11 protein-coding genes are annotated in these 13814 nt (G+C 29.7%); 1 reads left to right on the plus strand and 10 read right to left on the minus strand.

Annotation, left to right across the window (positions count from 1 at the left end):
• Window positions 1-78 precede the first annotated feature (78 nt).
• From murJ to OIF36_02825, 10 genes are all read right to left on the minus strand, one after another.
• Entirely contained in the window at window positions 79-1614 is a 1536-nt protein-coding gene (gene murJ / locus OIF36_02780) for a murein biosynthesis integral membrane protein MurJ (protein MCV6599388.1), read from the minus strand.
• Window positions 1611-2738: a peptidoglycan DD-metalloendopeptidase family protein gene (locus tag OIF36_02785; protein MCV6599389.1), complete on the minus strand. Its 1128-nt coding sequence runs from the start codon at window positions 2736-2738 to the stop codon at window positions 1611-1613. The genes murJ and OIF36_02785 overlap by 4 nt, the downstream gene beginning before the upstream one ends.
• A gap of 49 nt (window positions 2739-2787) precedes the next feature.
• A complete protein-coding gene (locus OIF36_02790; protein MCV6599390.1) occupies window positions 2788-3363 on the minus strand; it encodes a hypothetical protein in 576 nt (191 codons plus the stop codon).
• A 10-nt stretch (window positions 3364-3373) separates the two neighbouring features.
• Window positions 3374-3964, minus strand: coding sequence for a hypothetical protein (locus OIF36_02795; protein MCV6599391.1), 591 nt, complete (start codon window positions 3962-3964; stop codon window positions 3374-3376).
• 84 nt (window positions 3965-4048) lie between these two features.
• A complete protein-coding gene (locus OIF36_02800; GenBank protein MCV6599392.1) occupies window positions 4049-4615 on the minus strand; it encodes a DUF448 domain-containing protein in 567 nt (188 codons plus the stop codon).
• 2 nt (window positions 4616-4617) lie between these two features.
• Window positions 4618-5889, minus strand: coding sequence for a His/Gly/Thr/Pro-type tRNA ligase C-terminal domain-containing protein (locus tag OIF36_02805; GenBank protein MCV6599393.1), 1272 nt, complete (start codon window positions 5887-5889; stop codon window positions 4618-4620).
• 160 nt (window positions 5890-6049) lie between these two features.
• A complete protein-coding gene (gene polA / locus OIF36_02810; GenBank protein MCV6599394.1) occupies window positions 6050-8788 on the minus strand; it encodes a DNA polymerase I in 2739 nt (912 codons plus the stop codon).
• A 1-nt stretch (window position 8789) separates the two neighbouring features.
• Complete coding sequence (locus tag OIF36_02815) at window positions 8790-9500, minus strand: DUF502 domain-containing protein (protein ID MCV6599395.1); 711 nt, start codon at window positions 9498-9500, stop codon at window positions 8790-8792.
• A complete protein-coding gene (locus OIF36_02820) occupies window positions 9500-10669 on the minus strand; it encodes a hypothetical protein (GenBank protein ID MCV6599396.1) in 1170 nt (389 codons plus the stop codon). The genes OIF36_02815 and OIF36_02820 overlap by 1 nt, the downstream gene beginning before the upstream one ends.
• Window positions 10670-10686: 17 nt before the next feature.
• A complete protein-coding gene (locus OIF36_02825; GenBank protein MCV6599397.1) occupies window positions 10687-11724 on the minus strand; it encodes a hypothetical protein in 1038 nt (345 codons plus the stop codon).
• 323 nt (window positions 11725-12047) lie between these two features.
• Here OIF36_02825 and thrS point away from each other — a divergent pair, with 323 nt between their 5' ends.
• Window positions 12048-13811 carry a threonine--tRNA ligase gene (gene thrS / locus OIF36_02830; protein ID MCV6599398.1) on the plus strand — a complete coding sequence of 588 codons (1764 nt, stop codon included), beginning with the start codon at window positions 12048-12050 and terminating at the stop codon, window positions 13809-13811.
• Window positions 13812-13814 lie beyond the last annotated feature (3 nt).

The following is a 13814-nucleotide window of genomic DNA, read 5'->3' on the forward strand; positions in this document are numbered from 1 at the left end:
TTTTTATCCTCTTTGTTTGTTATCGTTTAAAAAAAGAATGCACTTTGTATAACAGCTATAGATTTTTGTCAAGGTTTTCTAGTTAGTTTTTTTAAAAAACTTAAGGAAAGATTTTATATCCCAAATACCTTGAATAAAAGATAATAAAATTACAAAAGACCCTCCGATAAATAAAATAATTGCAAGAAATATAAATTGTGTTAAAGAACAAGACGAATCTAAAAATTCAGACAAAAGCTCACTTCCGAATCTAAGAATCGCACCCATTGCAATCGCTATCATTATTAAATCTGCTATTTTCTTTTTAGTTGAAGGTAATATTTCTATATTTTGTTTTGAATAAAGCATAAACACATTAATCCACGATGATATAGCAGATGCTGCAGCTATTCCGACATAGCCAAATGGTTTCAATAAAATTATTGCAAAAATTATATTATATAGAGCCGATAAAGAGGAAGTTATCATTGGAGTTTTCGTATCATGAGAAGCAAAAAATACATTTGATAAAATCTTTATTAAGATATATGCAGGAAGACCTACTACATATGCTTTTAGTATATTTGAACAAGCTATAACATCAGCATCTGTGAATTTACCTCTATTGAATATAATATCTATAAGAGGCTCAGACATAACAAAAAATGCTACTGCACTAAATATTGAGAAGAAAAGCCCTATAACTATAGATTTATTAAATAACTCAACCTTTTCTTTCTTATTGTTATTTGCAATCGCCTTTGATAACATTGGCAAAGTTGCAGTTCCTATTGCTACTCCTATAACACCAACTGGGAGTTGATTAAGTCTATCAGCATAATAAAGATATGAGATGGCACCAGCTGGAAGCAGAGAAGCAAGCAGAGTACCGACAAATATATTAATTTGCACAATGCCTGAACCAATTATACCATTCCCCATAAGTTTCAAAAATTTCTTTTCTTGCTTATCAACTTTTGGCTTTGAAAGCTTAACTTTTAGCTCTGTTCTTCTTAAAGCAAATAACATTAATATAAGTTGCAATAATCCTGAAATGGTTATAGCCATAGCCATTTGATATGATATACTTGAAAACATATTAGGTAACAATAAAGAGACAATTAAACAAATGTTAAATATTATTGGAGCTCCTGCAAATGGAGCATATTTACCAACTGAGTTTAACATGCCTCCAATCATAGCAACTAAAGAAGTAAACAGTAGAAATGGGAAAGTAATTCTTGATAAATTTACTGCTATATCGAATCTAGCAGAATCTCCAATAAACCCAGGAGCAATTAAATATATAAACCATGGCATTATCAATATCATAAGTCCACAAAATGGAACCAAGAATGAAACCATCATCGCTAAAACCTTATTAGAAAAGTCTTCAGCTTTTTTCTTATCTTTAGTCAAAAGAGAGGAAAACACAGGAACAAAAGCTGCAGAAAAAGCACCCTCTGCTGAGAACCTACGGAATAAGTTTGGAGTCTTCAAAGCAACAAAAAAAGCATCCGCTACGGGTCCTGCTCCCAAGACACTTGCTATAAGCAGATCTCTGAAAAGCCCTACAACTCGACTTAACATTGTTAATCCTCCGATAGTAAATATAGCTTTGTTTAATTTTCTCATTTAATAACTCTTTTCGGATTAATTAATTTTCCATTCTGTCTTAACTCTACATATAATCTTGTAGATTTTAAAAACCCTACAGGTTCTCCTGAAGCAACTTTATCTCCAACATTGACTCCAACCTTACCCATACCAGCCAACAATAAATTATAACCATTTCCATTATCAAAAACAACTATATTATCATAACTGCCAAATTCTCCAGAATATAACACCTCTCCTTTTATAGGACAAGTAACTAAACCATTCTTATTACCTTTCATTTCCCAACCATAATTAGTAACTTTTTGAGCATTCTTCTTTCCATAACCCAAAACAATTTTACCCGCTATAGGCATATTACCTTTTTTACCAGAAAACTTTATAGCCTCTTGCTTCTTTTTTGTTACCTTTTTAGAAGGCTTAGTTGATGGCTTTGCTGTTATTTTTCTTTGTTGTAATTTTTTAATAAAATCTTTAATCGAAGATGCTCTTTTAGCTAATTTATTCAACTCTTGTCGTTCTCTTTTTTGTTTATTAGTTAATTTTGATTTCAACTGTTTTTTCTTTTTTAATAAAGATTTTATCTCTGCCATTTCTTTTTCTTTAGAGATACTCAGCTCCTTCATTTGCTTTTGTTTAGATAAAACATCTAACTTAGAACTCTCAATATCTTTTATATCATCATTTAACCTTTTTGCTTGATTAATCAATTTAGGTAAAATACTGTTTAAGAGAACTCTTGTATTAATAATTCTTTGAGGATCATCTGATGCTATGACAAAACCATCTGTAGGTAAAGATGAAATCCTTCTTATTGAGGACAATATAGCCCTAGAATTTTTTTCGTTTCTATCTAACTGCATTTCTTTTATATTTATTGAAGCAGACAAATCTTTTAAATCTTCTTTTATTTTACTAATGCCCTTTTCATTTTTTTGTAAAGAATTAGCAAGTTTTATGGATTTTGACTGAATATCTTTTAGAGCTTTATCTGCACTTTTAACTTCTTTTGCTAAAGAGCTTGAAATCTTTTTATGTTTTGATATTTCTTGTTGAACTTTTTTTAAATCTGCTTTCTCATAAGAAAAAGCAGATAATGATATCATACTAAAAATTAAAGATATTGCTATTATTCTTTTCATAAAACTCATTATATATATCATATATAAAATAAGCAAATAAAAAATATATTCATTTTAAAAAATTAAATATTTTCTTCATTCCCCTTCTTTCAAGAAAAACTTGAGGTCTTTTTCCTATTTTTATCCTAAATAATTTTTCTTTCATTCTTTCTCTCTCTAAAAATTCCGCTTTTTTTAAAATTTCATCTTCAATATTAGCAGATATTTCTACTTTGCAATCTTGAAACCTATCTATTATAAAATCTAATTCTTCTTTATTTTCTGCACCATGTATAAATCTTAATGAAATATCTGTATTTTCCTCAAAATCAAAACCAGAATCTGCCAATAAACTCAAAAAAAGAGGAATACTTAAATTAATATCTTTATAAAGATTTTTAGTTTTTTCACAATTTGAAATAAATTTACTACATGAAGTTGACATATCAAAATCATCTAAAATATTATTTATAATATATTTATATTTTTTAAAATAATCATTATTTTTTTCTTTATTATCATTATAATAATTACTATAATTGTCTATATTTTCAAATATGCAAAAGTTTCCTCCATCTCCCAAATATCCCTTTCCTAAAAAAACTAATAGACTATACTTCCTAAAAAAATCATTATATTTATTCATGTTTATTACCTTATTGACAAGTTAATTCTGGCCATTGTTCATGAGAAACTTTCATTTTAACTCTTGAATTTTTTCTATTCATATCTGAAATAACTTCTTTTAAAGTTGATCTATAAAAATCATCGTTGTATTCTGTAACAATATTTTTAGACAAGTCTTCAGAAATAACAACTCCGCTTTTATCAAGAATATCAACAAAACTGAATACATCTTTTTTATTTATACTTTTATAAAGATTTTTTACTATTTGTTCATTGTTATTAAAATCAAACTCCATTCCTGAAAGAGATCTACACAAATCCAAAGCATTATAACTATGGTCAGCTATATCTTCTGAAATTTCATTCACTAAATCAATATTATCAGTTATAAATTCCTTTTCATCTGATGAGATTGCATCGCTTCCAAAATATGAATCATTAGACTTTGACAAAATATCTATTACTCTAGTATATCTAGCCACAGCAATACCAGTATTAGTTTTACCATAATCTCCAGCAATTTTTTGCAAATCAGATAGACTCATAAAATAATTTGCTATTTTAAACTTTCTCAACAATCTTTGTGTTGCTATTCTTTCAAGATCCTTCTTAAAGCTCATAATATAGTTTTCTCCTATTTTTTATTTCAATAATAATTAATAGAAGAATTATATCATAAAAACGGCGAAAAAACAAATATATATTTATAAAAAATCTTTCATTTTATTATAATTAATAATAATGTTATCAGCAATAGAGCTCTTCTTAACACAACCATAAACCACAAGACTTTCTTGACCTAAAATTTCTTGTAGTTCAATAGCTTTAAAACTGTCAATTAAAACGATATCTTCACTTGATATATACTTATGAAACTTACTCTTTCCATCTGCTCCACTATCAGAAGCAATTATAAATATCTTTGGAGATTGCTTTTTACAAACCTCTGCAACTTTTTCAAAACCTATAGTTAAATTTCCTGTTTTTTTTGATATAGAAATATAGTCTAGAACTTTCTTTTTTAGAAGTTCTGTAACTTTTTGAGGAAAATCTTTATCTATATTGCAATCTACCTTACAAGCTTTATTAAATAATCTTTTTTCAATTGCGATATCTAAAGCTTCTTTGCTTGCTTGTAACCAAATCCCTCTTCCAGGAAGTTTTTCATTTAAATCTGCAAAAATTTTGTTCTCAGGACCAAGAACAAACCGAATAAGTTCGGATTTGTTCTTTAATTCCTTAGAAAGAATATCTCTTTTTTGCTTTTCCATATTTACATATTAACTTCAATGAATCTATTCACTGTTTCTAAAAGCTCATCATAATTAATAAATTTAGAATCGCCTGTTTCTCTTACTCTAACTTCAAGAGCCTTACCCTCTATATTCTTTGGAGATATAATTATTTGCAGAGGAACACCTAACAATTCAGCATCACTGAATTTTTGCCCTGCTCTACTATTTCTATCATCATAAAGAACTTCAACTCCAGCTTTCTTAAGAGTCTCATACACCTCATCAGATTTTGCTTTCACTTCTTCATTTTTATCTGGTAAAATTGAAGTTATCATAACATGCCAAGGTGCAATTGATACTGGCCAGCAAAGACCTTTTTCATCAGATCTTACTTCAGCAATAGAAGCTATCAATCTATCAATACCAATACCGTAACAACCCATAACTGGATACTGTGTTTTACCTTCTTTATCAAGGTAACAAACATTCATAGATTTTGTATATTTTGTGCCTAATTGGAAAATGTTACCAACTTCTATACCATTAGCAAAAGATATCGGAGCTCCACATTTTGGACATTTTGTAGAAGTTTCATCTTCTAGTACTTCTTGATTTGCTTTAAAGTCACAAGAAGGACAAATCACAAGTTTATCCTCTCCACATGGAGTTAAAAGCATATACTCATGAGATACATCTCCACCCATAATACCGTTATCAGCTTGAATTGCTATAACTTCTGAAACACCCACTCTTTCAAAAATCTTTTTATAAACATCTTTATAAACTTCATACTTTTCATTTAAGTCATCTTGAGATGTATGGAAAGAGTAAGCATCCGACATTGTAAATTCTCTTACTCTTATAAGACCTGCTCTTGGTCTAGCTTCATCTCTGAATTTTCTTGAAATTTGATGTATTGTAAATGGGTAATCTTTATATGATTTTGCAAAATCTTCCATCATGTGAACGATTGTTTCTTCATGAGTCATAGCTAAAATCATATCAGAGTTTTTTCTATCTTTAAACTTTAATAATTCTTCTGCTATATTATCATATCTGTTTGATCTTTTCCACAATTCTGCTGGAGTTGCTAAAGCTGCCAGAACCTCTTGAGCTCCAACTTTTTCCCATTCTTCTTGAATAATATCAACAATTTTTTTATATACTTTATAAGCAGGGGGTAAAAGAGAATAAATACCCGCTGAAGTTTGTTTAATAAAACCTGCTCTCAATAATAGCTGATGACTTTTAATCACAGCATCTTTTGGAGCATCTTTAGTCGTTTTTGTAAATAACATTGACATTTTCATTTTCTTTTTTCTCCTTTAATTTTCAGGAGGACAAGATAACACAAATATCTTTTTTTTGCAAGAATTATATTCATCCCAAATAAAAGATTAGAAATCTAGAAAACAAACCTCAAAGGCATTTGTATAAAAACATCTTATTAATTAAAAGTTGAATTAAAATTTATTTTTCCCAAGTTATAGATTCTGTTGGTTCAGCAACCATTTCCACACTTAAATCCACCGCACTCTCCATAATGCTTTTAAGAAGCTCTTTAACCTGATCTTTCTCACTCATTAAAGCATCAACTATTAGCTCATCATGAACTTGTAAAACCATTTTACTTTGTAAACCAATCTCATCAAATTTATCTTTTACTTTAATCATAGCTAATTTAATTATGTCTGCTCCTGTTCCTTGTATTGGAGCATTCATAGCCTGCCTTATTGCAAAATTTTGACTCATTTTATTGCTATCATTAATAGTCGGAGTATAAATCTTTCTACCAAACATAGTTTTAACAAAACCATTTGCTTTTGCAAATTCTATTTGAGAGTCCATATAATCTTTTATCTCTTTATACTTCTCTAAATAAGAATCTATATATTTTTTTGCATCTGACCTTGAGCAACCTAAATTAACAGAAAGCCCATGAGCAGATATACCATATATAATCCCAAAATTAATTGCTTTAGCCTTATACCTCAAATCACTTGTAACATCATCCTCTGGGACACCAAAAACTAAAGATGCTGTCTTTTTATGAATATCTTCACCTTTATTAAAAGCATCTTTCATTGCTTTACAATTTGACATTTCTGCGACCAATCTTAACTCAATTTGAGAATAGTCTGCAGCCACTAATATATTACCTTTACTAGCAATAAAACTTCTTCTTATTTCTCTACCAAGTTCATCTTTTGCAGGAATATTTTGCAAATTAGGATTACTTGAAGACAACCTTCCTGTATTTGTACCAGTCATAGCATAAGAAGTGTGTATTTTACCAGTTTTAGCTTGAATCTGTTTCGGTAAAGCTTTGGCATAAGTACTATCAAGCTTAGCATATTTTCTATATTTCAAAACCTTCTCTACTATAGGGTTTTCACTTGAAAGAGGCTCTAATATTGAGCTATTAGTTGAGTATTTACCTGTCTTTGTTTTCTTCCCGCCTACTATTCCCATTTTCTCAAACAGAATACCTGATAACTGTGCAGGAGAAGCTATATTAAACTCTTCACCAGCTAGAGAATAAATCTCTTTAGTTAGCTTATACAGCTCTTTTTCGAAAAGCACACTTAAATTATTAAGAGCTTTTGTATCAACTGAAACCCCTTGATATTCCATATCAGCAATCACAGGAATTAAAGGTCTTTCGACTTTTTGATAAATACTATTAACTTTTTCTTTTATCATTCTAGGCTTAAGGATATTATAGATTCTTAAGCACATATCAGCATCTTCACTTGCATATTCACAGGCTTTTTCCAAATCAACACTAGAGAAATCTTCACCTTTAGCAACAACATTAGAATACTTTACATTTTCATGATTTAAATACAACTCACTAAGCTCATCTAAAGAGTGCCCATGCTTTGAGCCATCTAATAAATAAGACATAAGCATAGTATCATCAACAGGATATAAAGCTATATTGTACTGCTTTAAAACTTGATAATCATACTTCAAATTATGCCCTACTTTTAAGATACTTTCATCTTCTAAAATTGCTTTTAACTCTGGCTCAATATCATTTATTGAGAGTTGCTGTACTTCTGAAGCACCAGCCCCTACAAATAAATCTACAACCTCTTCTTTCCCCTTATGACCTAAAGGCAAATAATACCCTTTACCTTCTTCTGTAGCAAAAGATATACCTATTAACTTACATGTAGAAGGAACTAAAGAATCTGTTTCTGTATCAACCGCAACTAAACCGTTATCTTTAATTTCTTTTACTAAAACAGAAAAATCTTTTTTGTCTTGAATTAATTTATAATCTTTTTTTATTTCTTTTTTTGTAAAACTCTCTCCAACAGAGTCATCAATTGAAGCAGAATAGTAGTTCTTTACTCTTGTTATTAAATTTCTTAAACTTTGAGCTTCCATAAAAGAAACTAGTTTTTCTAAATCTATTTTTTCTTGTTTTAAATCATCTAAACTTTTTTCTACGGGAACATCTACTTTAAGAGTAACTAACTGTTTTGATATTTTGGCAAGTTCACTGTCTCTTATTAATTTTTCTCTTCTTTTATTTTGTTTAATTTCTGAAGCTCTATCCAATAGATTTTCAAGGCTTCCATATTCATTAATTAACTGAGCACCCGTCTTTACACCTATCCCCTCAACACCTGGAACATTATCTGATGAATCTCCAGCCAAAGCCTGAACATCAATAACTTTATCTGGTGTAACTCCAAATTTTTCAAAAACCTGCTCTTCTTTAATGGTCTTTGATTTCATACTATCAAACATATAAACACCATCGCCCACCAATTGCATTAAATCTTTATCAGAAGACACAATGACAGTTTCTATTCCTTGTTTTGAAGCTTCTTTTGAATAAGTAGCTATCAAATCATCTGCTTCATAACCTTCCATTTCCACATGAGGAATATTAAATGCATCAACAGCCTCTCTAATTATAGGAAACTGAGGCACTAACTCTTCAGGTGTAGCTCCTCTATTTGCTTTATAATCCGCATATATGTCATTACGAAAGTTTTTACGAGCAGCATCAAAAACCACAACAATTTTAGAGTCATTATTCTCTTGCACCAACTTAAATAGCATATTACAAAAGCCCATAACAGCATTTATAGGAGTTCCATCACTTCTAGTAAGAGATACAGGTGTAGCATGAAAAGCTCTGAAAATAAAACCAGAGCCATCCACTAAATATAATTTTTTCTTTTCTGTCATATTATTTCTTTTTAGGTGTTTTCTTCTTTATAATAGGTTTTTTTAATTTTGGCTTTTTTGATTTTTTCGCTAACTTTTTCTTCTCAGCCAAAAGCTTTGCCTCTAACTTTTCTTTATTAGACATTGGAGTCATAATTCCCGCAGATATTAAAAGCTTCATAGCTTCTTCTACTGTCATATCCATTCTTTTAGTTGATTTTCTAGGAACAAAAAGTAAAAAACCAGATGTTGGATTCGGTGTTGTAGGTAAGAACAAGTTAACAAATTCATCTTCAGGAAGCTTATCTTTTATTTCTCCTGTGCTATCACTAGTTACAAAAGCCATTGCCCACATTCCTTTTATAGGGTACTCTACCAAAACAACCTCTTTAAAAGAGTTCCCTTTTTTAGAAAACACTGTATCAAATATTTGCTTTAAAGTATTATATATAGAATTAAGAACAGGTGTCTTTTCCATTATAGCCTCACTAGTTTTTGTGAAGAATTTTCCAACATATCCAGCTGTTGTTGCTCCTATAACTATTAAAAGAGCAATTACCAACAAAAACCCTAAACCAGGAACTGAATATTTAGGCATATAACTTTCTGGAATTAACTCAGCCACGGTATTATCAACCCCATCAATTACCAACCAAGCTAAATAAAGTGTTATACCAATTGGTGCTGTAATTAATATACCAGCCCCTAAATATCTTTTTAATTTATTAAACATTATAGCATTCTCCTCTCTAGTTTGCTAAGCCAAAAATCATGCTTGTCTGCATTCTTAAATCCAATCTTTTCAACCTTTGCCATCAACAAATAATGACCTAATTTTTCCTCTGATTCAATAGCTTTCTCTAAATATAATTTTGCTTCGCCCCACATCTCAACATCAATACAAGCTTTAGCAATAAGCTCAAAAGCTATATGAGAATCTTTCCAGTCTTTTAACAGTTCTTTTAAATGAGCGACTTTCTTTATATCCTCCGAAGGAGATAATTTCGCCCATAAATGAGCTATATTATTATAAGGGTTCTTTTTCCATTCTTTTTTCACTGCATTTTTAGCTTTTCTTACTTGTCCATTTGCAATTAAAAGATTTATATATAAATCTAAATAATCTGGATCCAAATCATAATATGGAGATATTTCTTTAATAGCTTTTTCAAACAAGTTCTTATCTTGCATATCAATAGAATTAACATAAGCAAGCTCTGCAAGTTTATACTTCATATTTTCTTTGTTAACTCCTTTTAATTTAGATGCTTTTTTAAGATTGTCCTTTGCTTCTGCAATTTTATTCCTATCAATTTGACAATCAATTAGATTTAATAAAGCATAGGAATTTTTAGAGTCCAGCATTACTGCCTGTTTTGACAAACTATAAACATCATCATCATTAGTTTCTAATAAAGCAATCTCTATAAGCCCATTAAACCCTAAACCTCTATATTTCCCATCTTTTATTATTTTACCGTATTCTTTTTTAGCTTTTTCATACAAATGCTCAAGCATGAAAGACTTAGCTGACAAGAAGTGAACCATTACATGATTTGGTATCTTTTTATTAGCAATTTTTGTTTCTTTAATTGCAAGCTTATTATTTTCAACTGACAAAGCGAATAAACCATTTATTATGGCCTCAAGACCAGCTAGCTTATTTTTATAATCTATTTTCTTTTTGATATTTTTAGGAGCATAAACAAAAGCCTCTAATGTTTTCATAACAATAGAGAATGTTGCCATAAAAATAAATAGATAAACAGCAAAATAAGTTGTATTTGTTTCTAAAGTATAATCATTCACAGTTATACTAATTGTTTCTTGATGATTAATCAAAAACATTACAGTTATTAAAACTAAAATGATTTGAGCGATAAAAATAAGAGTCTTTTTCATTTAATTATACCTTCTCTTTATATTGTTAAATTTGGTTCTTCTACAAGAATTTCGACATCCATAATCGGTTCTTCTTTTTTAACTTCTTCTATATAAACATCTTTCTCGATTTTTGCTTTTATAGATTGCAGCTGCTTATTTACTCTATATCTAGCTTCCATTTCATTAGCAACATTAGTTTTGAACCAATCTGATTGCTTTAAAAGAAGATTAGAAAATCTCATTGAGCCACAAACATTACCTGATTTAGCAGAATTAATAAATCCTGTTAAATTGTATTTCAAGCTACCTTTATCAAGTTTTTTCAAAGGAGTCCTAACTTTAAACATTCTATTGAAAGAAATATAAAGTTTATTTTTAAATCCAGTCTCTACTTTATTTATATTTTCTATAACGATATCTGAGTATTTCTCTTCAACATACAAAGCTATTGCATTCAAGTTCCTTGGAGGTCTTGCCTGATAAGCCTCAACCCAAGAGAAATCTTTTTTCAAACTTTCATCCATTGTTAATTTCAATAAATCTAGCTCTATAGAATAGTTTTTACCAGACATAGCTTTATCATACATATTATAAAAAGAAACTAAAAATAATTTATTTTTTAAAACTTCTTCATTGATATTACTCTTAACATTTTTAGAAACTTCTTCAACTCTTTCAATTTTAGATTCTAAAGATTTTAATTGATTATTTTGAGCTTTAATATCTTCATTAACTGTAGATTTAAACTCTACCATTTCTTCTTTCATATGCTTATCCGCAGCATCAAACAATTTATCTAAGTCATTTGGCAAAGGTTTTGTTTTTATAACCTTAACATTAGTAACTGGCATCATAGCTTTTCTCAGAAACCCTGGCTGTTTTTCAACCGGGATTAAATCATTCATCCAAAAAGGAGTACTTATAACTATACCGATTGAAATTAAAGAAGAAATCACAATTGATAAAATTATTGGCACAACATTTGTTTTATTATTATCTAACTTTGGAGTTGGTATTTCTTTTTTTATTGTCTTTGTTCTTTTTGTTTTAGATTTATTCTTATTCTCAGGCATATATTTCTCCAAATCTTTAATATTATCTATTGTTTTTTTGTAGCAAATTTAATAACAACTTGCAACTAAAAAGATTGATTTACTTATAATTAAAAAAAACTTGATTTTAGAAATATGCTATGATATAAAATAGTCATTATGATATATATAGCACAAAAAACTACTACTAGAACTACTACAACCCTTTAAGGGTTATATCGTGCTACAAAAAATTCAAAAAAATTTAGACAAAATCAAACTTTTCTGCTATAGAGAAGTATAAATAAAAAAGAGAAAAGTCATTTAATTTTAATATATAAGACTTGATGACTAGAAAGGTAAAAATGGAAAAAATTGAAATAATCAGACACTCATTATCTCATATAATGGCTGCTGCTGTAAAGAAACTACACCCATCAGTTAAAGTAGCAATTGGACCATCAATTGATAATGGTTTCTACTATGATTTTGATTGTGATGAACATGCTTTTTCTGAAGAGGATTTCGCCGCAATTGAAAAAGAAATGAAAAAGCTAATCAAATCAAACGGAAGATTTATTCATGAGATTTGGGATAAAGAAAAAGCAAGAGAGTTTTTCGCAAACGAACCTTATAAATTAGAACTTATTGAAGGAATTGAAGGCAATGAAGTTAATGTTTATCACTTCAGAGACTTTACAGATTTATGTAAAGGACCTCATGTAGAAACATCAAAAGAGCTACCTAGAAACTCCTTTAAACTGGATAAAGTTGCTGGAGCATATTGGAGAGGAAACTCTGATAATAAAATGCTACAAAGAATTTATGCAGTAGCTTTTGAAACAGAAGAAGAATTAGCAAATTTCTATAAATTAAGAGAAGAAGCTGAAAAAAGAGATCACAGAAAAATAGGTAAAGCAATGGACTTATTCCATTTCGAACCAGAGTATGCTCCTGGTCATCCATTCTTCCATCCAAAAGGATTCTTTGTCTTCAGATCTATGGTAGAAAGCTTAAGAGAAAAACTTTTAGGAAGTGGATATATAGAAATCGCGACTCCAAGAGTTATGAACCGTGTTCTTTGGGAAAGATCTGGTCATTGGCAAAAATATGGAGAAAATAATTTCTCTGGAGAAATGGAAGATGGTTCTCAATTTTGTATAAAGCCTATGAATTGCCCAGGGGGAATGCTATGGTACGGTAGTGATATTCGCTCATATAAAGATTTACCTTTAAGAGTAGCAGAATTTGGACAAGTTAATAGATATGAACACTCTGGGGCTTTACATGGTTTATTCCGTGTTAGAGAATTTACTCAAGATGATGCTCATATTTTCTGTACAAAAGAGCAACTAACAAGTGAAATAATTTTACTAATGGAGCAAGTTAAAGACATTCTTTCAATGTTTGAATTTAAAGAGTTTCAAATGAAATTATCAACAAGACCTGAAGTAAGAATTGGAGATGAAAAAATCTGGGATTTAGCTGAGGCAGGATTAGAATCTGCTCTGAAAGAAGCTGGAGTTAGTTACGAACTAAACGAAGGCGACGGAGCATTCTATGGTCCAAAAATTGACTTTGATGTAAAAGATGCGATTGGAAGACAATGGCAACTAGGGACAATTCAGCTAGATATGCAACTACCTGAAAGATTTGACTTAACATATATAGGTGAAGATGGACAAAAGCATAGACCTATAATGCTACACAGAGCTCTTTTCGGATCAATAGAGAGATTCATGGGTATCTTAATTGAGAATTGCGAAGGTAAATTCCCTCTATGGATGGCTCCTGTTCAAGCTTGTGTAATTCCTGTATCAGAAAAATTTGAAGATTGTGCTAATAAAATAGTTAAAGAATTAGTTAACAGTGATGCTAAAACAATTATTGGCAATATGAGAGTTGAAAAAGATTTCTCTTCTGAAACAATGAATAAGAGGATAAGAAATGCAACTTTAAGAAAAGTTCCTTACTCAATTATTGTTGGAGAGAAAGAGCAAGAAAACGGAACTGTATCTATTAGAGATAGAAATGGTAAACAATATAATGATATAAGAATTAATGAGCTAGTTTCAAAATTAAAAGATTTAATTAGTTCTAGAACTTTATCAATTGATTTAGATTTATAGAAT

The sequence above is a fragment of the Alphaproteobacteria bacterium genome (assembly GCA_025800285.1).
Classification (GTDB): Bacteria; Pseudomonadota; Alphaproteobacteria; order JAOXRX01; family JAOXRX01; genus JAOXRX01.